The organism is Streptomyces roseolilacinus (genome assembly GCF_014649335.1).
Classification (GTDB): Bacteria; Actinomycetota; Actinomycetes; order Streptomycetales; family Streptomycetaceae; genus Streptomyces; species Streptomyces roseolilacinus.
Map to the genome: position 1 here is coordinate 192,131 of NZ_BMSV01000010.1, position 20,001 is coordinate 212,131.

The following is a 20,001-nucleotide window of genomic DNA, read 5'->3' on the forward strand; positions in this document are numbered from 1 at the left end:
ATGACCGAGACCACGGGCACCCCCGTCTGCCGCCGCCTGGTCGGGCGCACGGCCGTCATCACCGGCGCCGGCAGCGGCATCGGCCTCGCCACCGCCCGCCGCCTGGCCTCCGAAGGCGCCCGCGTCGTGTGCGGCGACATCGACGAGACGACCGGCAAGGCCGCCGCCGACGCGGTCGGGGGCCTCTTCGTCCGCGTCGACGTCACCGACCCCGAGCAGGTCGAGGCGCTGTTCGGGGCCGCGTACGACACGTACGGCAGCGTCGACGTCGCCTTCAACAACGCCGGCATCTCCCCGCCCGAGGACGACTCGATCCTGGAGACCGGACTGGAGGCGTGGAGGCGCGTCCAGGAGGTCAACCTCACCTCCGTCTACCTCTGCTGCAAGGCGGCCATCCCCCACATGCGCCGCCAGGGCCGCGGCTCCATCGTCAACACCGCCTCGTTCGTGGCCCGCATGGGCGCGGCCACCTCGCAGATCTCGTACACCGCGTCCAAGGGCGGCGTCCTCGCCCTCTCCCGCGAACTGGGCGTGCAGTTCGCCCGCGAGGGCATCCGCGTCAACGCCCTGTGCCCCGGCCCCGTCGACACCCCGCTGCTGCGGGAGCTGTTCGCGAAGGACCCCGAGCGCGCCGCGCGCCGCCTCGTCCACATCCCGGTCGGCCGGTTCGCGGAGGCCGAGGAGATCGCCGCCGCGGTCGCCTTCCTCGCCAGCGACGACGCGTCCTTCGTCAACGCCACCGACTTCCTCGTCGACGGCGGGATCTCCGGTGCGTACGTCACCCCGCTCTGAGCGCTGACTACCCTGACCGCATGAGCATGACGACACCGCCGGGCTGGTACCCGGACCCGGCCGCACCCGCGGTGGAGCGCTGGTGGGACGGCACCGCGTGGACCGGGCACACCCGCCCCGCGGGCGGCGCCGGGCCCGCGGCGGCCGTCGTGCCCCCCGGGCGGTTCGGCGGCCGGGGGACGCGGATCGCCGTCGCGGCGCTCGTCGTGGCGGCGGTCGTGGCCGCCGCGGTCCTCCTCCGCCCCGGCGGCGACCGGGCCCCGGACGCCCAGGGACCGCCGGCCTCCGCCGCGCCGTCCGCCCCCGCCCCGGCGCCGCCCGCCCCGCGCACCCCGGACGCCGGGCCGTCCCCCGCCCCGAGCGAGGACGGCTCCGTCCTGGCCGACCAGCTCAACGGCATCGCCCTGCCCCTGCCGAAGGGCTGGGAGAAGGCGGAACCGGGCATCGACCAGGCGCCGACCATGGTCACCACCGGCGACCACCAGTGCCCCGGCGGTACCCGCCTGTGCCGTCCGGGCCGCGTCCTGTCCCGCACCCTCGCCTCCACCGCCCCCACCCACCGGGAGATGGCCGAACAGGACGTCGCGGAGGCCGCCGAGCAGCTGTACGGCGAGGACGTCCTCGGCAACAAGCCGTACGGGGGCGTCACGGCCCACCGGGTCGTCGCCGCCCGCCAGGCCGTCGTCGCCGGCCGCACCGGCTACCTCGTCCGCTGGCGGGTCACCACCGGCAAGGGCCCCGGCGGCTACGTCCAGTCGCTGGTCTTCCCGTCGCCGGGCGGGGTCGGGCAGCCCGTCGCCGTACGGTTCGCCTTCGACGCCGGGCCGGACGGGCCGCCGCTCTCCGCCATGGACGAGATCACCCGGGGCATCCGCCCCCTCGACGGCTCCACCGGCGGCGGCGTGGGCAGCAGCATCGCCCCCGGCGGCTGACCCGCTACAGGAACGTCCGCCCCTCGCCGCGGTAGGTGGGCACGACCGCCGCCACCCGGTCGCCCTCGACCAGGTGCAGCCGGTCGAACCGCTCGCACAGCTCGCCCGCCTTCGCGTGCCGGAACCACACCTTGTCGCCGATCAGCAGGTCGTCGGCGGCCGAGCCCAGCAGCGGCGTCTGCACCTCGCCCGGCCCCTCCAACGGGTCGTAGCGCAGCCCCTCCGGCAGGTACGGCACCGGCAGCCGGTCCCGGCCCGCCGCACCCGACGCCGGGTACCCGCCGCCCAGCACCGTCACGACGCCCACGCCCGGCCGGCGCACCACCGGCTGCGCGAACAGGGCGGCGGGCCGGCCGCTGAACGACGTGTAGTGGTCGAACAGCCGGGGCACGTACAGCCCCGACCCCGCGGCGACCTCCGTCACTGCGTCCTCGGCCGCCGTGTACTGCACGCTCCCGGTGCCGCCGCCGTTGACGAACTCCAGGTCCGGCGCGACGGCCCGTACGGCCGCCACCACCGCCGCCCGCCGCCCCGCCAGCTCCCGCCGCGCCGCCGACTGCATCAGCCGCACCGCCCGCGACCGCACCGGCCGGTCCTCGACCGCGTCGCCGACCCCCGCGACGTGCCCCTCGTACCCCATCAGCCCCACCAGCCGGAACCCCGGCCGGCGCGCCACCGACCGGGCCAGCTCCGCCACTTCGGCCGGCTCCCGCAGCGGCGACCGCAGCGCGCCGATCCGTACGCGCCCGCCGAGCAGCCGCAGCGAGGTGTCCAGCTCCAGGCAGACCCGCACCTCCTCCCGGCCGTCCCCGCGCGCCGCCTCGACGAGGTCCAGCTGCGCCGGGTCGTCCACCGTCACCGTGACCGACCGCGCGAGCTTCGGGTCGGCGGTCAGCTCCGCGAAACCGGCCCGGTCCGCCGACGGGTACGCCAGGAGCACGTCGCCGAAGCCGGACCGCGCCAGCCACAGCGACTCCTCCAGCGTGAACGACATCACCCCCGCGAAGCCGGGCCGCGCCAGCGCCCGTTCCAGCAGCGCGCGGCAGCGCAGCGACTTGCTCGCGACCCGGACCGGCTTGCCCCCGGCACGGCGCACGAGGTCGTCGGCGTTGGCGTCGAAAGCCTCCAGGTCGACGACGGCGAGCGGGGCGTCGAGCCCCGCGGCGGCCCGGTCGTAGCGGGCGCGGTCAGCGGCACGGGGAGTCATGGGCCAGAGCGTGCCAGACCCCGTTACCAGTGGGTAGGGGGCGTGGACGGGACGTTCCGGTCAGATCCGTCCCGACCTGCGGCCGCGTTCCCGCGGGCCCGTCCACAGCCTTTAGAGTGACGCCTACACGCCGGTGAACGGGCCTGCCCCGACGGCGTCTCCGGTACGAGGACGAGGGGGGCGGATGAGCACCGAGGCACGGCGCCCGGCCCCTCGGCCCGAGTCCCCCGCGGAGACCACCACCCGCCTCCGCCCCATCCCCCACCAGCCCCCCGAGGGCGCGCCCCGCGCCGGGGACCGGCCCGCGCGGGCCGGCGCCCCGCCGGCGCCCCGGACCCCCGACTCCCCGGCCCCCGGCGCCCCTTCGGCCCCACCGGGACCGGATACCCCGCCCGCCGCGGGCCCCGCGGCGCCGGCGGGCGGCGTCCCGGCACCCCGGCCCGCCGGCCGGCCGGACACCCCGCCCGCCGCCGCCCCGCCGCCCCCGACCGCCCCGCCGCCCCCGGCGCGGACGCCCGCCGGGCCCGGACCCCTGGCGCACCCGTTCGGGTACGGGGCTCCGCCCGAGGCCCCCCACGAGACGACCGTGCAACTGCGGCCGGTCCGCGAGCCGCGGCGGATCGCGCGGATGCCGGCCGCCGTCGTGTGCCTCGTCCTCGGGCTGGGGCTGATCGCCGGGGCGGCCGCCGGCGCCTGGGTCCTCCGGGGACCCGACGGCACACCGGACCGCACGGCCTACACCGAGGCCGCCACGCTCTGGCACAGCACCCCCGTCGACACCCTCTTCCCGCGCACCCTCGCGGGCGAGGGCGCCGGCCCGGGCGGGGCGGACCGCGCCTGGACGCGCGTCGCCGTCGCGCCCGACGCGCCCTGCGCCACCGTGCTCCAGCCGCAGCTGGCCGCCGCCCTCGCGCCCGCCGGCTGCCTGCGCGTGCTGCGCGCCACCTACGCGGACGCGACGTCCAGCAGCGTCACCACCGTCGGGATGGTCTTCATGGAGACCGACACCGCCGGCATGACCGCCCTGCACGCCCGTTTCACCGACGGCGGCCTCGACGAGGACCCCGACCTCATGCCCCCCGCGCTCGCCGCGCCCGGCACCGTCGCCGCCCGGTTCGGCAACGTCCAGCGCGCCAGCTGGCACGTGAAGGTCCTCACCGAGGTCCCCGTCGTCGTGTACGGCGTCTCCGGCTTCGCGGACGGCCGCGCCGTGCCGCGGCCCCAGCCGGCCCGGCAGGCGATGGCCAAGGGCCAGACGACCGCCCCCGCGCAGGCCGGGCTCGGCCACGAGGCGCACGGCGTCGCGGACCGGGTGGAGAAGGGCCTGCGCACGGTGGTCACCCGGGCGACCGAAGGGCCCGAGCGGAAGGAGGACCGGTGAAGCACACCCGCACCGACCGCACCACCGGCACGCCGGGCCCCACGCGCACCGCCCGGCTCCTCCTCGCCGCCCTCACCGCCACCGCCCTCGCCCTCCTCCCCGCCGCCCCCGCCCGCGCGGACGGCATCCGCGCCCGCCAGTGGGGCAACGAGGCGATCAACGCCGAGCAGGCCTGGCGGACCACCAAGGGCGAGGGCGTCACCGTCGCCGTCCTCGACACCGGCGTCGACGAGACCCACCCCGACCTCGCCGGCAGCGTCCTTCCCGGCAAGGACCTCATCGGCTTCGGCGCCCGGCGCGGCGACCGCGCCTGGGCCCGCCACGGCACTGCCATGGCCGGCATCATCGCGGGCCACGGACACGGCCCCGGCGGCGGCGACGGCGTCATCGGCGTCGCGCCCGGGGTACGGATCCTCCCCGTCCGCGTCATCCTCGAAGGCGCCGACAAGGCCCGCGTCCGCGCCCGCCAGACCCGCGGCGGCGCCCTCGCCCAGGGCATCCGCTGGGCCGCGGACCAGGGCGCCGACGTGATCAACCTCTCCCTCGGCGACGACAGCGAGTCCGCCCACCCCGAGGCCGCCGAGGACGCCGCCGTCCAGTACGCGCTCGCCAAGGGGGCCGTCGTCGTCGCCTCCGCCGGCAACGGCGGCGAGAAGGGCGACCGCGTCTCGTACCCCGCCGCCTACCCCGGCGTGATCGCGGTGACCGCCGTCGACCGCTTCGGCGCCCACGCCCCGTTCTCCACCAGCCGCTGGTACGCCACGGTCAGCGCGCCCGGCGTCAACGTCGTCATCGCCGACCCGGACCGCAAGTACTACGAGGGCTGGGGCACCAGCGCGGCGGCGGCGTTCGTCTCCGGCGCCGTCGCCCTCGTCCGCGCCGCGCACCCCGGCCTCACGCCCTCCCAGATCAAGAAGCTCCTCGCCGACACCGCGCGCGACGGCCCCGAGGGCGGCCGCGACGACGACAAGGGGTACGGGATGGTCGACCCGGCCGCCGCGATCGAGGCCGGCGCCGCGCTCCGCCCCGCCGACCTCAAGGCCGCCGCCGCCGGCTACGGCCGCGAGTACTTCGGCCCCGGCCCGCGCCGCGAACCCGAGCCGGAGGAGCCCGCCGGCCTCGTCGCCCCGGTCACCGGCGGCGTCGGCGCGCTGCTGGTGGTGGGCGCCGCCGTGCTGTGGCGCGGAGGGCGCCGTACGGGGTGAGCGGGCCGCCCGGATAGGCTCGGCGCGTGGCGCTCAAGAACATTCCCGACCCCGGTTTCTCCGACGACGACGGCTCCGCCGACCCCCGGCTCACCGCGGCCCTCGCGGCCTGGGCCGAGGACCGCGGCGCCGAGCCGCGCGTGCTGGAGGCGCTGAAGGGGGCCCGGCTGCTCGTCCCCGTCGTCGCCCTCCTCGGCGAGGTGGAGGAGGACGAGAACGGGCTGCGCCGCGAGAAGACCAGCGACATGGCGGTGCCCACGCTCACCGCGGGCGATCGCCGCGCGCTGCCCGCGTTCACGTCCACCGACGCGCTGGCCCGCTGGGACCCGGCCGCCCGCCCCGTCGCCGTACCGCTGCACCAGGCGCTCCAGGCGGCCGCGCACGAGAAGGCCGACACGCTGATCCTGGACATGGCGGGACCGGTGCCGTACGAGCTGACCGGCCGGGCGCTGCTCGCCCTCGCCGAGGGCCGCACCAGCACCGACCCCCTCGCGGACCCCGCCGTCACCGGCGCCGTGCGTGCGGTCGTCGCCGCCGAGCCGGCGGTGCTGCGCGCCTACCTGGGCCGCGGCGGCGGCGCGGACGGCACGCTCGCCCTGGTCCTCGCCCCGGGCGCGGCCCCCGCGGAGGCGGCGCGCCGCGTGGCGACGGCCATGGCGGCGGACGAGACGCTGAGGGCCCGCCTGGTGCGGGGCCTCGACCTGGCGCTGCTGCCGGCCGGGGCCACCCCGCCGGGCGGGCCCTTCTACGTACGGGAGTGAGGGGAGGGGGCGGAGGGACCGCCCCGGTCAGCCGTAGACCGGGCCGGTGTACTTCTCGCCCGGCCCCTGGCCCGGCTCGTCCGGCACCAGCGACGCCTCGCGGAACGCCAGCTGCAGGGACTTCAGCCCGTCCCGCAGCGGCGCCGCGTGGAAGGAGCTGATCTCCGTCGCGCCGGCGTCCAGCAGACCGGCCAGGGCGTGCACCAGCTTGCGGGCCTCGTCGAGGTCCTTGTGCGCGTCCCCCTCCTCGGTCAGCCCGAGCTTCACGGCCGCGGCGCTCATCAGGTTCACGGCGACCGTGACGATCACCTCCACCGCGGGGACCTCCGCGATGTCGCGGGTCATGGCGGCGAAGTCGGGTCCGGGCTCGCTGGGCGTGGCGTCACTCATGCCCCACACGATAGGCGGTCCCGGGGACACCGGACGCCGCCCGCCCGGTTGGGCGCAGCCCCGGTCAGCTGGTAGCCTGGTGTGACGACCGGCCGGAACCCAAGTGCTCCGGCCCACAAGTGGAGGCTCCGTCTCCCACCTGGCCGCCCTCCGGGCGGCGGGTCACCGGTCAGGCGGCGCCCATCGTTCCGTACGGACGATGGACCCGCCCGAGTACAGCGCCCCGCGGTTCGCCGTGGCGGTGTTCCGGTATCACCAGGAGCCCCGCCTGTGTCCCGTCCGGGGCATTTTTCATGCGCCGGCGCGGTTGGTCTCACTGAAACAGACGTTGCGCGTCCGTCCGCCAGGCGGTCGCGTGGTGCTACCGAGGAGGATCCATCAGCGCCGAGCCCCGCATCAACGACCGGATTCGCGTTCCTGAGGTGCGACTTGTCGGTCCCAGCGGCGAGCAGGTCGGAATCGTTCCGCTTGCCAAGGCCCTGGAGCTTGCCCAGGAGTACGACCTCGACCTGGTCGAGGTCGCGGCGAACGCCCGTCCGCCCGTGTGCAAGCTCATGGACTACGGGAAGTTCAAGTACGAGTCGGCCATGAAGGCCCGTGAGGCGCGCAAGAACCAGGCGCACACGGTCATCAAGGAGATGAAGCTCCGGCCGAAGATCGACCCGCACGACTATGACACCAAGAAGGGTCACGTCGTCCGGTTCCTCAAGCAGGGCGACAAGGTCAAGATCACGATCATGTTCCGCGGACGCGAGCAGTCCCGGCCGGAGCTCGGCTACCGGCTCCTGCAGCGGCTCGCGGAGGACGTCCAGGAGCTCGGTTTCGTCGAGTCGAACCCGAAGCAGGACGGCCGCAACATGATCATGGTTCTCGGTCCGCACAAGAAGAAGACCGAAGCCATGGCCGAGGCCCGCGAGGCGCAGGCCGCCCGCAAGGCGGAGCGCCAGGGCCAGCCCGCCCAGGCGGATTCGTCCGCCGAGTAGCCTGCAAGGCCGTGTCCGGGGCAATTCCGCCCAGGACCCGAAAACGATCCATCTGACGCTCCCGCGCGCCGGTCCCCGGACCGGCTGGGAGCGCCACTGACGAGGAGAGAACGGCGCTATGCCGAAGAACAAGACGCACAGCGGTGCCAAGAAGCGCTTCAAGATCACCGGCTCGGGCAAGGTGCTCCGCGAGCGCGCCGGCAAGCGCCACCTGCTCGAGCACAAGTCGTCCAAGCTGACGCGCCGCCTCACTGGCAACGCCGAGATGGCCCCGGGTGACAGCGCCAAGATCAAGAAGATGCTGGGCATCTGACCCTGATCGCCTGATCCGAAGCCCCCGTAAGCCGGGACCCATTCGTTTTCGGGCCGTGTGACCATCCCCGCGGCCCCGCTACAAGGAGTCAACAAGTGGCACGCGTCAAGCGCGCAGTCAACGCTCACAAGAAGCGCCGTGCGATCCTCGAGCAGGCCAGCGGTTACCGCGGCCAGCGCTCGCGCCTGTACCGCAAGGCGAAGGAGCAGGTCACCCACTCGCTGGTCTACAACTACAACGACCGCAAGAAGCGCAAGGGTGACTTCCGCCAGCTGTGGATCCAGCGCATCAACGCCGCTGCCCGCGCCAACGGCATCACGTACAACCGCTTCATCCAGGGTCTGAAGGCCGCCAACGTCGAGGTGGACCGCAAGATCCTGGCCGAGCTCGCGGTCAACGACGCGGGCGCGTTCGCCGCCCTCGTCGAGGTCGCCCAGAAGGCCCTCCCGAGCGACGTCAACGCCCCGAAGGCCGCCGCCTGATCTCCCAGGCCGCCGTTCTTCCGACCGGACCCGCAGGCCCCGAGCCTGCGGGTCCGGCGCGTTCACCGTCCCGCCACGACCCCGACCCCGCAGCCAGAAAGAGTCGCCGAGCACCATGGGCACCCCCGAGCTGATCTCCCCGCGTTCCCCGCGCGTCGCCGCCGCGCGGCGCCTCGCCAAGCGGAACCTCCGGAGCAAGGAACGCCGGTTCATCGCCGAGGGGCCGCAGGCCGTCCGCGAGGCCGCCGAGCACCGAGGGCCGGGCGGCGAGCCGACGCTGCTCGAACTCTTCACCACCGCCGAGGCCGCCACCCGGTACGCCGCCATCGTCGACGCCGCCCGCGCCGCCGGGGCCCGCGTCCACCACGCCTCCGACGCGGTCCTCGCCGAGATCTCCCAGACCGTCACCCCCCAGGGCATCGTCGGCGTGTGCGGCTTCCTCGACTCGCCGTTCGAGGAGATCCTCGCCGCCCGCCCCCAGCTGGTCGCCGTCCTCGCCCACGTACGCGACCCCGGCAACGCCGGCACCGTCCTGCGCTGCGCCGACGCCGCCGGCGCCGACGCCGTCGTCCTCACCGACGCCTCCGTCGACCTGTACAACCCCAAGTCCGTCCGCGCCTCCGTCGGCTCGCTCTTCCACCTGCCGGTCGCCGTCGGCGTCCCCGTCCGGCAGGCCGTCGCCGGACTGAAGGCCGCCGGGGCCCGCGTCCTGGCCGCCGACGGCGCCGGCGAGGACGACCTCGACGCCGAGCTCGACGCGGGCACCATGGGCGGCCCCACCGCGTGGATCTTCGGCAACGAGGCCTGGGGCCTCCCCGAGGAGACCCGCGCCCTCGCCGACGCCGTCGTGCGCGTCCCCATCCACGGCAAGGCCGAGAGCCTGAACCTGGCGACCGCCGCCGCCGTGTGCCTGTACGCCTCCGCGCGGGCGCAGCGGGCGGCGGGAGGGTGCCGTTCCGTCACTCCGAGCTAGTAGGGTGACGGGCTCGAAGACCCGTCGCGCGACACTGAGGGTGGGGACACGGGGATGACGCTCGGGACGAGCAGCCACGCGGAGGACCGCGGCGCCTTGACGCGCCGGGCGGTCCGCCCCGGCGCCCCCGCGTCCGGCCCCGCCGCCTTCCCGGTCCAGGAGTGGGACCCGGACGAGCTGCCGGACGGGCTCGTCGTCGCCGACGCCGACGGCCGGGTCGTCTGCTTCAACGCCCAGGCCGTCCGCATCACCGCCGTGCCCCGCGAGCGGGCGCTCGGCCGCCGCCTGGAGGACACCCTCCCGCTGGAGGACCTCAAGGGCCGCCGCTGGTGGCCGCTGACCGACCCGTACGGCGGCCTCGCCACCCGCACCGGCCAGCCGGAGCGGAACCTCCTGCTGCCCGGCGGCCGGGAGGTCCTGGTCGCCGCCCGGTACGTCAGGGACGAGCCGCTCGGCCCGGTCCGCCGCGTCGTGGTCACCCTGCGCGGCACCGAGGCCCGCCGCCGCACCGAGCGCAGCCACGCCGAGCTGATCGCCACCGTCGCCCACGAGCTGCGCTCCCCGCTGACCTCCGTCCGGGGCTTCACCCAGACCCTCCTCGCCAAGTGGGAGCGGTTCACCGACGACCAGAAGCGGCTCATCCTGGAGACCGTCGACGCCGACGCCAACCGCGTCACCCGGCTCATCACGGAGCTGCTCGACATCTCCCGCATCGACTCCGGCCGGCTGGAGGTGCGCCGCCAGCCCGTCGACATGGCGGCCGCGGTCGGCCGCCACGTCCAGGGCCACACCGCCCGCGGCCAGTCGCCCGACCGCTTCTTCGTCCGCGTCCGCCGCCCCCTGCCCAGCCTGTGGGCCGACCCCGACAAGATCGACCAGATCCTCGGCAACCTCCTGGAAAACGCGGTGCGGCACGGCGAGGGAACCGTCACCATCGAGGTGGCCCCCACCGGCCCGCAGGACGACGAGAAAGGAACGGCGGTCACCGTGAGCGACGAAGGCCCCGGCATCCCCGAGGAGTCGATGGGCCGTGTCTTCACCCGCTTCTGGCGGGGGAGCACCCGCGGCGGCACCGGCCTCGGCCTGTACATCGTCAAGGGCCTCGTCGAGGCCCACGGCGGCGCCATCACCGTCGGCCGCGCCCCCGCCGGCGGGGCCGAGTTCCGATTTACCCTGCCCGTGGGCGCCCCGGCGTACCTGACCCAGGGAATCTGACCCCGCCGGTCCGGACCCGGCAGCACCCACGGGCTCATCCGCGACAGCCATACCCCGTTAGACTCGACCTTTGGCACCTTTGCGTCCTCGGTCGTCGAGCGGGGGCCCCAGCCAGCCCATTCGGAAGTACGGGAAGAGATGTCGGCACCCAACAAGTCGTACGACCCAGTCGAGGTCGAGGCACTGAAACCGGAAGAGATCGAGCGCATGCGGGACGAGGCGCTCGCCGCCTTCGCCGCCGCCGGTGATCTCGACGAACTCGCCCACGCGAAGGTCGCCCACACGGGCGGCACCTCGCCCCTCGCCCTCGCCAACCGGGAGATCGGCGCCCTGCCCCCGCAGGCGAAGGCCGAGGCGGGCAAGCGCGTCGGCCAGGCGCGTGGCGCGGTGTCCAAGGCCCTGGCCGCCCGCCAGGCCGAGCTGGAGGCCGAGCGCGACGCGCGCGTGCTGGTCGAGGAGGCGGTGGACGTCACCCTCCCCTACGACCGCACCCCGGCCGGCGCCCGGCACCCCCTGACCACCCTCATGGAGCGCGTCGCCGACGTCTTCGTCTCCATGGGCTACGAGGTGGCCGAGGGCCCCGAGGTCGAGGCGGAGTGGTTCAACTTCGACGCCCTCAACTTCGTCCCCGACCACCCGGCCCGCCAGATGCAGGACACCTTCTTCGTCCAGGGGCCGGAGGGCACCCGCGGCGACGAGTCCGGCATCGTGCTGCGCACCCACACCTCGCCGGTGCAGGCGCGCACGCTCGTCGACCGCGAGCCGCCCGTGTACGTCGTGTGCCCCGGCCGCGTCTACCGCACCGACGAGCTCGACGCCACGCACACCCCGGTCTTCCACCAGATCGAGCTCCTCGCCGTCGACGAGGGCCTCACCATGGCCGACCTCAAGGGCACCCTCGACCACATGGTCCAGGCGCTGTTCGGTCCGGACATGAAGACCCGGCTCCGCCCGAACTACTTCCCGTTCACCGAGCCGTCCGCCGAGATGGACATGCTCTGCTACGTCTGCCGGGGCGAGTCCGTCGGCGACGCGGACCGGCCCTGCCGCACCTGCGGCAGCGAGGGCTGGATCGAGCTCGGCGGCTGCGGCATGGTCAACCCCAAGGTGCTCGTCGCCTGCGGCGTCGACCCGGAGAGGTACAGCGGCTTCGCCTTCGGGTTCGGCATCGAGCGGATGCTGATGTTCCGCCACAACGTCGAGGACATGCGAGACATGGTCGAAGGTGACGTCCGGTTCACCCGGCCGTTCGGGATGGAGATCTGATGCGGGTCCCGCTTTCGTGGCTGCGGGAGTACGTCGACCTGCCGGCGACGGAGACCGGCCGTGACGTACAGGCCAAGCTGGTCGCGGCCGGCCTGGAGGTCGAGACCGTCGAGCGGCTCGGCGCCGGCCTCACCGGCCCCCTCGTGGTGGGCCGGGTCCTCACCGTCGAGGAGCTGACCGAGTTCAAGAAGCCGATCCGCTTCTGCACCGTCGACGTCGGCCAGGCCAACGGCACCGGCGAGCCCCAGGAGATCATCTGCGGCGCCCGGAACTTCGCCGAGGGCGACAAGGTCGTCGTCGCCCTCCCCGGCGCCGTCCTGCCCGGGGACTTCCGCATCGCCGAGCGCAAGACGTACGGCCGGATGTCCCGCGGCATGATCTGCTCCTCCGACGAGCTCGGCATGGGCGACGACGGCACGCACGGCATCATCATCCTGCCGCCCGAGCACGAGGTCGGCACCGACGCCACCGCCCTGCTGGAGCTGTACGACGAGGTCCTCGACATCGCCGTCACGCCCGACCGCGGCTACTGCCTGTCGATGCGCGGCGTCGCCCGCGAGGCGGCCATCGCCTACGGGCTGCCGCTGCGCGACCCGGCGCTCCTGGACGTGCCCGCGCCGAACTCGTACGGCTACCCGGTCCAGGTCACCGACCCGGTCGGCTGCTCCCACTTCACCGCGCGCACCGTCGTCGGCCTCGACCCCGAGGCCCGGTCCCCGATCTGGCTCCGGCGCCGCCTCCAGAAGGCGGGCATGCGCCCGGTCTCCCTCGCCGTCGACGTCACCAACTACGTGATGCTCGAACTGGGCCAGCCGCTCCACGCCTACGACCGCAGCCGTCTCGACGGCCCGATCGGCGTGCGCCGCGCCGAGCCCGGCGAGAAGATCACCACGCTCGACGGCACCGTCCGCGTCCTCGACCCGGCCGACCTCGTCATCACCGACCACCGCGGCCCCGTCGGCATCGCGGGCGTCATGGGCGGCGCGAACACCGAGATCGCCGACGCCGAGACCGATCCCGAGACGGGCCAGGTCCGCGGCACCACCGAGGTCGTCATCGAGGCCGCGCACTTCGACGCGATCTCCATCGCCCGTACCGCCCGCCGCCACAAGCTGTCCTCCGAGGCGTCCAAGCGGTTCGAGCGCGGGGTCGACCCGCAGGCCGCGGCCGCCGCCGCGCAGCGGACCGTCGACCTGCTGGTCCTCCTCGCGGGCGGCACGGCCGAGGCCGGCGTCACCCAGGTCATCGCGCCGGGCGCCCCGCGCACGGTCGCCATGCGCGCCGACCACCCCGACCGCGTCGCGGGCGTCGCCTACGGCCGCGAGACCGTCGTCCGCCGCCTCCAGGAGATCGGCTGCGACGTCTACGGGCAGGACGAGCTGGTCGTCACCGTCCCGTCCTGGCGCCCCGACCTGAGCGAGCCGAACGACCTCGCCGAAGAGGTCATCCGGCTGGAGGGCTACGAGAATCTCCCCTCGACGCTGCCCAAGCCGCCCGCCGGCCGCGGGCTCACCGAGCGCCAGCGCACCCACCGCCGGGTGGGCCGGGCCCTGGCCGGCGCCGGCTACGTCGAGGCGCTGACCTACCCGTTCGTCGGCGAGCAGGTCTTCGACCAGCTCGACCTCCCCGCGGACGACCCGTGCCGCCGGGTCGTCCGGCTCGTCAACCCGCTCTCCGACGAGGAGCCCGCGCTGCGCACCACGCTGCTGCCGGGCCTCCTCGGGGCGCTGCGCCGCAACGACGGCCGCGGCAGCCACGACCTGGCCCTCTTCGAGACCGGCCTGGTCTTCCGCGCCCCCGCCGAGCCGGGCGTCGCGGTGCGGCTGCCCGTCGACCGCCGCCCGACCGACGCGGAGCTCGCCGGCGTCGACACCGTCCTGCCCGAGCAGCCGCGGCACGCCGCCGTGGTCCTCGCCGGGGCGCGCGAGCAGGCGGGCTGGTGGGGCGGGGGCCGTCCGGCCGACTGGGCCGACGCGGTCGAGGCCGCCCGGACCGTCGCCCGGGAGGCCGGTACCGAGCTCGTCGTCCGGCAGGGCCAGTACGGCCCGTGGCACCCGGGCCGCTGCGCCGAGCTGGTCGTCGTGGTCGACGGCGCCGAGCGGACCGCCGGCCACGCCGGCGAGCTGCACCCGCGCGTCGTCAAGGCGTTCGGCCTGCCCGCCCGCACGTGCGCCATGGAGCTCGACCTCGACCTCGTCGAGCGGGCCTCCGCCGGCCTCGTGCGCGCCCCGCGGATCTCCCTGTTCCCGGTGGCCACGCAGGACGTCGCCCTGGTCGTCGACGAGGACGTGCCGGCCGCCGACGTGGAGCGCGCGCTCCACGAGGGCGCGGGCGAGCTGCTGGAGTCCCTCCGGCTGTTCGACACGTTCACCGGTGAGCAGATCGGCGAGGGCCGGAAGTCCCTGGCGTACGCGCTGCGGTTCCGCGCCGGGGACCGCACGCTGACCGTCGAGGAGGCCACGGCCGCCCGCGACGCCGCCGTGGCGCTCGCCGCCGAGCGCACCGGGGCGGTGCTGCGCGGCGCCTGACCCGCCCGTCGCCCGTACGGAGGGGCGCGTCCGGACCACCGGACGCGCCCCTTCCGTTTCCCGCCGCCGAGGGCGCCGGGGGCGTCCGCACGGTTGCTCACTCATTCGAGTGAGAAGTCTGGTGGACGTTCCCCGCGAGACGGGACGATCGACAGAATCGTCCCGACCGCGACAAGGGGCCTGAAGAAGGGCGGTCCGCATGATCCGTAGGTGGTTCCGGAGGCCCCGTGCGCGCGGAGCCGCCCCGCTCGCCCCCCTGGCCCTGCCCACGCTGTGGGGCGCCGCGGCCGTGACGTGGAAGCTGACCTGCCCGCTGGCCCGGCAGGACGACCTGGCGACGCGGGTCGCCGGCAGCGCCGTCTTCCTCGCCGTCGGCGCGGGCCTGCTGATGGGCGTCTTCCGGAGCCTGCGCCGCGAGCTGCGGCAGACCCGGGCCGTCGCCCAGGCGGCCCAGCAGGTCCTGCTGCGCCCCCTGCCGCCCCGCCTCGACGGGCTGTCCGTGGCCGGCACGCAGCTGCCGGCCGTGCCGTGGGCGGCCGTGGGCGGCGACCTCTACGAGGCGGTGGCCACCCCGTACGGCGTGCGCGTGATCATCGGTGACGTGCGGGGCCACGGGCTGGCCGCGCTCGGCGCGGTCGCCGCCGTCCTGGGCAGCTTCCGGGAGGCGGCGTACGAGGAGCCGGGGCTCGGCGGCCTGCTGCGGCGGCTCGACCGGGCGCTCCAGCGGTACGTGGGGGAGCGGGCGCGGGACGAGGGCGCCGGGCACCCGGTGCCGGGGAGCCCCTCGGCCGAGGAGTTCGTCACCCTCCTGCTGCTGGACATCCGCCACAACGGCGACGTGCTGGTCCTCAACTGCGGCCACCCCTGGCCGTACCGGATCGGGCACGACGCCGAGCTCCTCGCGGCCGGGGAGCCGCTGCCGCCGCTCGGCGCGTTCCCGCTGCCGGACACCCTGCCCGTACGGCGCTGTGACCGGCTGCTGCCGGGCGAGGCGCTGTTCCTCCACACGGACGGCGCGGGGGAGGCGCGGGACGCCGCCGGACGGTTCTTCCCGCTGGAGGAGGTGCTGGGCCGGGTCGCGCGGCGGGCACCGCGGACGCCCGCCGGGGTCATCGAGGACGTCCGGGCGGCGCTGCTGGCGCACACCGGGGGCCGCCTCACCGACGACGTGGCCTTCGTCGTCGTCCACGACGACCGGGCGCCCGCTCAGCGCGTCCTGGTGCCGGCGCGGACCGGGAGGCCCGGCCCGTGCCGCCCCCGGCCCACGCCGTCCCCCCGGTAGCGGCCGGACGCGGACGGTGCGGACCGGCGCCCCTCCCGCCCCGCCGTGGCGTGCGGCCGGGAAGCCGCCCGTACGCGGGAGAGCGGGCGGTCCGGCCGCCTCCGGGGAGGCGACGTGCCGACCGGGCCCCGGCGCTTGGCGGGAGAGTGCGCGGGGCACGGGTGCGAACATTTCATCCGCATTCCGTGCGAAAGGGGCACCCCGGCCCGGGGCGGCCGACGAGGCACGGCACCCTGGGGGCACCCATGCAGCCCAACACCCTGCTCGACGCCCTGCTCGACGAGGCGGGGATGTCCCACGCGGGCCTGGCCGCCCACGTCAACCAGGCGGGCCGCGCGCACGGCCTGGAGCTGCGGTACGAACACACGGCGGTGGCCCGCTGGTTGAAGGGCCAGCGGCCGCGCGGCCGGGTGCCGGACCTGATCTGCGAGGTGCTGGGCGCCCGGCTGCGCCGCCCGGTCACGCTGGACGACATCGGGCTGGGCGTGCCGGGCGGCGGGGCGGTCCCGCCGCCCGGCACGCCGCTGTCCGGGTTCGTGGAGCGGGCGACGGCGCTGTGGCGGTCCGACGAGCAGCAGCGCCCGCACCTGCTGGGGGTGGCCGCGGCGACCGGGACGCCCGCGGTGATGCCGGTGTGGGAGTGGGAGAACCCGCCCGAGGACGCCGACGTGTCGCGCGGCGGCCGGACGCGTGTCGGCGCCGGTGACCTCGGGACGCTCCGCGCGGCCCGGGCCCACTACGAGCTGATGTACCGCAGGGCCGGGGGCGTCGCGACCCGTTCGCGGATCGTCGGGTTCCTCAACGCGGAGACGGCCCCGCTGCTGCGCGGCGCCTACGGTGACGCGCTGGGGCGCCGGCTGCACCGGGCGGCGGGCGGACTGGTCGCGGTGGCGGGCATCTGCGCGTACGACTCCGACGAACTGGGCCTGGCGCAGCGCTACTTCCACCAGGCCCTGCGGCTGGCGAAGGCGAGCGGCGTCCGCGGGCTGGGCGCCTACGTGGTCGCGCTGCTGGTCAACCAGGCGCTGTTCACGGGGGAGTACCGGCAGGCCGTGGCGTTCGCGGAGACGGCGCTGCGGGCGGCCCGGCGGCGGATCACCCCGGCGCTCGCCGCCGACCTGCACGCGATGCAGGCGAAGGCGTACGCGCGCCTCGGCGACGGGCCGGCGGCGCTGCGGTGCATCGGCCGCGCGGAGTGGGAGGCGCAGCGGATCCGGCCCGGGTGCGAGCCGGACGAGACCGGGTACGTCGAACCGGGGCTGGTCAACGCGCAGGTGGCGGAGGCGCTGCTGAGCCTGGGCGACCTGCCCGGGGCGCGGGAGAACGCCACCGCGGCCGCCCGGGCCCCGGCGCACGACCGGGGGCGGGTCCACCGGCTGGCGATCCTCAGCCAGGTCCAGCTGCGCCAGGGGGAGGCCGACGGGGCGGCGCGGACGGCCGCGGAGATGGCCGAGCGGGCCCTCGGGATGGAGTCGCGGCGGCTCAGGGGGCGTCTCCGCGAGGTGCGGGAGCGGCTGGTGGCCAGCGGCTCGGGGGACGCGGAGGAGGCGGCCGGGAGGATCGACGCGGCCCTGCGCGTCCCGGTCTGACGGGCGTCGCCGCCATGCCGCCACCGCATCCGGGAGCCGGCCCCGCGCACGTCGGCGGACCGGAGGGGGCCGTCGCGTCCGCCCGCCGCGCGCGGGGCCGGTTCCCGGCGTGGTGGTCGCCCGCGGGGAGGTGTCCGGCCGCCGGTACGGCGGCCGGTCCGCCGGGGCCGCGCCGCCCGCGCGCCCGGACCGGCCGGTGCGCGGGGGCCGGACCTGCGGGTGTCGGCCCCCGGTGCTCAGGAGTACGGGTAGAAGCCCGAGCCCGTCTTGCGGCCCAGACGGCCCGCGTCCACCATGCGCTGGAGCAGCGGGGGAGCCGCGTACAGGGGCTCCTTGTACTCGGCGTACATCGAGTCGGCGACCGAGGCGACCGTGTCGAGGCCGATCAGGTCGGACAGCTTCAGCGGGCCCATGGGGTGGGCGCAGCCCATCTCCATGCCGTTGTCGATGTCCTCACGGCTGGCGATGCCCGACTCGAACATCCGGATCGCCGACAGCAGGTAGGGGATCAGCAGCGCGTTCACCACGAAGCCGGACCGGTCCTGGGCGCGGATCGCGTGCTTGCCGAGCACCTTCTCGACCACGGCCTGGGCCCGGCTGATCGTGCCCTCCGAGGTGGTCAGCGCGGGGATCAGCTCGACCAGCTGCTGGACCGGCGCCGGGTTGAAGAAGTGGATGCCGATGACCTGGTCGGGGCGGGAGGTCGCCACGGCCAGCTTCACCAGCGGGATGGACGACGTGTTGGACGCCAGGATGGCGTCCTGCCGGGTCACCACCTGGTCGAGGACCTGGAAGATCTCCGTCTTGACCTGCTCGTTCTCGACGACCGCCTCGATGACCAGATCGCGGTCGGCGAACTCCCCGAGGTCGGTCGTGAAGCTCAGCCGGGCCAGCGTCGCGTCGCGCTCCTCCTCGCTGATCTTGCCGCGCTGGGCGGCCTTGTCGAGGGAGTTGTACAGCCGGGTACGGCCGATCTCCAGCGCCTCGCCGGTGGTCTCGGCCACCTTGACCTCGAGGCCGCTGCGGGCGCACACCTCCGCGATGCCCGCGCCCATCTGACCGCAGCCCACCACTCCGACGCGTGCAATGTCGGCCATTGAGTCCGTCACCTCGTGCCTTTCGCTGATCTTCGGATGGCGGGGCGGCCGTATGGTTCCGGCACCCCCGCCTCGACCCCACGACGTTACTCCGTTCGCGCGGATCGACGACCGTCCGGGCCGGGCATGCTCTGCGAGGACGGTCATACGGTCCGGAGCGCCCGCTCCCGCCTCACCGGGTGCACAGGGCGCGAAGCGGTCGAAACGATCACAGGTGCGCGGGAGGACCGCGGGACGGCCGACGGGGACCGGGGCAGACCGGGAGCGAAGCGGACCAGGGATCGACGGGAAGGCTGGGGTGACCCATGGGGCACAAGGGTGGCGGCGGTGTCGGGCGGCGCGGAGTGGTCGCGGGGGCGGCGGGGCTGGTGGCGTCGCTGATGGTCACCGGCGACGTGGCCGGCGCCGCGGGGCCGGAGCCGGGGAACCGGCGTGGCGGGGACGGCAAGCCCCGGCGCGGCGGCGCGCGTGCGGAGGAGTTCCGCGGGATGTGGGTGGCGACGGTCGTCAACCGCGACTGGCCCTCCCGCACCGGACTGCCCGCGGCCGACCAGCGCGCCGAGCTGATCGCCCTGCTCGACCAGGCCGTGAAGCGCCGTCTCAACGTGGTGATCCTCCAGGTGCGGCCGACCGCCGACGCCCTGTGGCCGTCGCCGTACGAGCCCTGGGCGCAGTGCCTCACCGGCGTCCAGGGCCGGGACCCCGGCTGGGACCCGCTCGGCACCGCCGTCGCGGAGGCGCACCGGCGCGGCCTGCAGCTGCACGCCTGGTTCAACCCGTACCGCGTCGCCACCCACGCCGACCCGACGCGCCTGGCCGAGGACCACCCGGCGCGCCGCCACCCGGACTGGGTCGTCCCGTACGGCGGGAAGCTCTACTACGACCCCGGCCTGCCGGAGGTCCGGCGGTTCGTCCAGGACGCGATGCTCGACGCCGTGCGCCGCTACGACCTCGACACCGTCCACTTCGACGACTACTTCTACCCCTATCCGGTGGCCGGGGAGGTCTTCGACGACGACGCGGCCTACGAGGCGCACGGCGGGGGCTTCCCCGACCGGGCGGCCTGGCGGCGGGACAACATCGACCGGCTGGTGGGCGAGATGTCCGAGCGGATCAAGGACGTCAAGCCGGACGTGAGGTTCGGCATCAGCCCCTTCGGCATCTGGCGCAACGCCACGACCGACCCGCGCGGTTCCGACACGCGCGGCCTGCAGACCTACGACGACCTGCACGCCGACACCCGCAGGTGGGTCAAGGAGGGCTGGATCGACTACGTCGTCCCCCAGCTGTACTGGCACATCGGCTTCGGCGCCGCCGACTACGCCACGCTCGTGCCGTGGTGGAGCGACGTGGTGCGCGGCACCGGCGTCCACCTGTACGTGGGGGAGGGCCTGTACCGGGCCGGGGACCCGGCGGCGCCCGCCCCCTGGCAGGACCCGGCGGAGCTGTCCCGCCACCTCACCCTCGCCCTCGGCCACGACCAGGTGCTGGGACACGCCTTCTTCGGCGCCCGGGACGTGGTCACGGACCGGATCGGGGCGATGGCCAGGGTCGTGGCCGACCACTACCCGACACCGGTCCGTCCTCCGGGGTGGTGAGGCGTGG

18 protein-coding genes are annotated in these 20,001 nt (G+C 75.5%); 15 read left to right on the forward strand and 3 right to left on the reverse strand.

The features are described 5' to 3' along the window. Together IE106_RS23545 and IE106_RS23550 are read left to right on the forward strand one after the other, a co-directional pair. Positions 1-792, forward strand: a complete 792-nt coding sequence (locus IE106_RS23545) for a 3-oxoacyl-ACP reductase (RefSeq protein WP_189537181.1) — start codon at positions 1-3, stop codon at positions 790-792. Positions 793-812: 20 nt separating this feature from the next. Further along, a complete protein-coding gene (locus IE106_RS23550) occupies positions 813-1,724 on the forward strand; it encodes a DUF2510 domain-containing protein (protein ID WP_189537182.1) in 912 nt (303 codons plus the stop codon). A gap of 4 nt (positions 1,725-1,728) precedes the next feature. Here IE106_RS23550 and IE106_RS23555 read toward each other — a convergent pair whose 3' ends face one another. Further along, a complete protein-coding gene (locus IE106_RS23555) occupies positions 1,729-2,931 on the reverse strand; it encodes an amino acid deaminase/aldolase (protein WP_189537183.1) in 1,203 nt (400 codons plus the stop codon). 586 nt (positions 2,932-3,517) lie between these two features. Between IE106_RS23555 and IE106_RS23560 the strand changes: the two genes are divergently transcribed. Genes IE106_RS23560 through IE106_RS23570 form a run of 3 tightly spaced genes read left to right on the forward strand, consistent with a single transcriptional unit; the run spans position 3,518 to position 6,278 of the window. Further along, positions 3,518-4,312: a hypothetical protein gene (locus tag IE106_RS23560; RefSeq protein ID WP_229840720.1), complete on the forward strand. Its 795-nt coding sequence runs from the start codon at positions 3,518-3,520 to the stop codon at positions 4,310-4,312. Then, positions 4,309-5,517: a type VII secretion-associated serine protease mycosin gene (mycP, locus tag IE106_RS23565; protein WP_189537184.1), complete on the forward strand. Its 1,209-nt coding sequence runs from the start codon at positions 4,309-4,311 to the stop codon at positions 5,515-5,517. The genes IE106_RS23560 and mycP overlap by 4 nt, the downstream gene beginning before the upstream one ends. Before the next feature lie 26 nt (positions 5,518-5,543). Next, positions 5,544-6,278, forward strand: a complete 735-nt coding sequence (locus tag IE106_RS23570) for an SseB family protein (RefSeq protein ID WP_189537185.1) — start codon at positions 5,544-5,546, stop codon at positions 6,276-6,278. 27 nt (positions 6,279-6,305) lie between these two features. Here the strand turns inward: IE106_RS23570 and IE106_RS23575 are convergent, their stop codons facing one another. Further along, positions 6,306-6,668, reverse strand: coding sequence for a DUF1844 domain-containing protein (locus IE106_RS23575; RefSeq protein WP_189537186.1), 363 nt, complete (start codon positions 6,666-6,668; stop codon positions 6,306-6,308). Positions 6,669-7,045: 377 nt separating this feature from the next. On the opposite strand from IE106_RS23575, the gene infC reads away from it, so the two are divergent. The 9 genes from infC to IE106_RS23620 all read left to right on the forward strand — a co-directional run bounded on the left by infC (position 7,046) and on the right by IE106_RS23620 (position 17,299). After that, entirely contained in the window at positions 7,046-7,651 is a 606-nt protein-coding gene (infC, locus tag IE106_RS23580; RefSeq protein ID WP_189537266.1) for a translation initiation factor IF-3, read from the forward strand. Positions 7,652-7,769: 118 nt separating this feature from the next. Next, entirely contained in the window at positions 7,770-7,964 is a 195-nt protein-coding gene (rpmI, locus tag IE106_RS23585; RefSeq protein WP_010476245.1) for a 50S ribosomal protein L35, read from the forward strand. 95 nt (positions 7,965-8,059) lie between these two features. After that, positions 8,060-8,446 carry a 50S ribosomal protein L20 gene (gene rplT, locus IE106_RS23590; RefSeq protein WP_066950970.1) on the forward strand — a complete coding sequence of 129 codons (387 nt, stop codon included), beginning with the start codon at positions 8,060-8,062 and terminating at the stop codon, positions 8,444-8,446. Between the two features lie 115 nt (positions 8,447-8,561). Further along, the gene (locus IE106_RS23595) at positions 8,562-9,419 is read left to right on the forward strand and encodes a TrmH family RNA methyltransferase (protein ID WP_189537187.1); all 858 of its coding nucleotides are present in this window, start codon (positions 8,562-8,564) and stop codon (positions 9,417-9,419) included. Between the two features lie 54 nt (positions 9,420-9,473). After that, positions 9,474-10,634 (forward strand): sensor histidine kinase, encoded by a 1,161-nt coding sequence (locus IE106_RS23600; RefSeq protein WP_189537188.1) that lies wholly within the window; start codon positions 9,474-9,476, stop codon positions 10,632-10,634. A gap of 138 nt (positions 10,635-10,772) precedes the next feature. Continuing rightward, entirely contained in the window at positions 10,773-11,900 is a 1,128-nt protein-coding gene (gene pheS, locus IE106_RS23605) for a phenylalanine--tRNA ligase subunit alpha (RefSeq protein ID WP_189537189.1), read from the forward strand. Continuing rightward, positions 11,900-14,428 (forward strand): phenylalanine--tRNA ligase subunit beta, encoded by a 2,529-nt coding sequence (gene pheT / locus IE106_RS23610; protein WP_189537190.1) that lies wholly within the window; start codon positions 11,900-11,902, stop codon positions 14,426-14,428. The genes pheS and pheT overlap by 1 nt, the downstream gene beginning before the upstream one ends. Positions 14,429-14,627: 199 nt before the next feature. Continuing rightward, positions 14,628-15,710 (forward strand): PP2C family protein-serine/threonine phosphatase, encoded by a 1,083-nt coding sequence (locus IE106_RS23615; protein WP_189537191.1) that lies wholly within the window; start codon positions 14,628-14,630, stop codon positions 15,708-15,710. 245 nt (positions 15,711-15,955) lie between these two features. Then, positions 15,956-17,299, forward strand: coding sequence for an NsdA family TPR-like regulatory protein (locus IE106_RS23620; RefSeq protein WP_189537192.1), 1,344 nt, complete (start codon positions 15,956-15,958; stop codon positions 17,297-17,299). A gap of 236 nt (positions 17,300-17,535) precedes the next feature. On the opposite strand, the gene IE106_RS23625 is transcribed toward IE106_RS23620, so the two are convergent. Next, complete coding sequence (locus IE106_RS23625) at positions 17,536-18,396, reverse strand: 3-hydroxybutyryl-CoA dehydrogenase (RefSeq protein WP_189537193.1); 861 nt, start codon at positions 18,394-18,396, stop codon at positions 17,536-17,538. Positions 18,397-18,701: 305 nt separating this feature from the next. Here IE106_RS23625 and IE106_RS23630 point away from each other — a divergent pair, with 305 nt between their 5' ends. Further along, positions 18,702-19,994 (forward strand): glycoside hydrolase family 10-like protein, encoded by a 1,293-nt coding sequence (locus IE106_RS23630; protein ID WP_189537194.1) that lies wholly within the window; start codon positions 18,702-18,704, stop codon positions 19,992-19,994. Positions 19,995-20,001: the final 7 nt, after the last annotated feature.

What these genes read in the sequence shown, in the direction of transcription:
- IE106_RS23545 (WP_189537181.1), top strand. Translation starts at nt 1, where the DNA reads ATGACCGAGACCACGGGCACCCCCGTCTGCCGCCGCCTGGTCGGGCGC.
- IE106_RS23550 (WP_189537182.1), top strand. Translation starts at nt 813, where the DNA reads ATGAGCATGACGACACCGCCGGGCTGGTACCCGGACCCGGCCGCACCC.
- IE106_RS23555 (WP_189537183.1), bottom strand. Translation starts at nt 2,931, where the DNA reads ATGACTCCCCGTGCCGCTGACCGCGCCCGCTACGACCGGGCCGCCGCG.
- IE106_RS23575 (WP_189537186.1), bottom strand. Translation starts at nt 6,668, where the DNA reads ATGAGTGACGCCACGCCCAGCGAGCCCGGACCCGACTTCGCCGCCATG.
- rpmI (WP_010476245.1), top strand. Translation starts at nt 7,770, where the DNA reads ATGCCGAAGAACAAGACGCACAGCGGTGCCAAGAAGCGCTTCAAGATC.
- IE106_RS23595 (WP_189537187.1), top strand. Translation starts at nt 8,562, where the DNA reads ATGGGCACCCCCGAGCTGATCTCCCCGCGTTCCCCGCGCGTCGCCGCC.
- IE106_RS23600 (WP_189537188.1), top strand. Translation starts at nt 9,474, where the DNA reads ATGACGCTCGGGACGAGCAGCCACGCGGAGGACCGCGGCGCCTTGACG.
- pheS (WP_189537189.1), top strand. Translation starts at nt 10,773, where the DNA reads ATGTCGGCACCCAACAAGTCGTACGACCCAGTCGAGGTCGAGGCACTG.
- pheT (WP_189537190.1), top strand. Translation starts at nt 11,900, where the DNA reads ATGCGGGTCCCGCTTTCGTGGCTGCGGGAGTACGTCGACCTGCCGGCG.
- IE106_RS23615 (WP_189537191.1), top strand. Translation starts at nt 14,628, where the DNA reads ATGATCCGTAGGTGGTTCCGGAGGCCCCGTGCGCGCGGAGCCGCCCCG.
- IE106_RS23620 (WP_189537192.1), top strand. Translation starts at nt 15,956, where the DNA reads ATGCAGCCCAACACCCTGCTCGACGCCCTGCTCGACGAGGCGGGGATG.
- IE106_RS23625 (WP_189537193.1), bottom strand. Translation starts at nt 18,396, where the DNA reads ATGGCCGACATTGCACGCGTCGGAGTGGTGGGCTGCGGTCAGATGGGC.
- IE106_RS23630 (WP_189537194.1), top strand. Translation starts at nt 18,702, where the DNA reads ATGGGGCACAAGGGTGGCGGCGGTGTCGGGCGGCGCGGAGTGGTCGCG.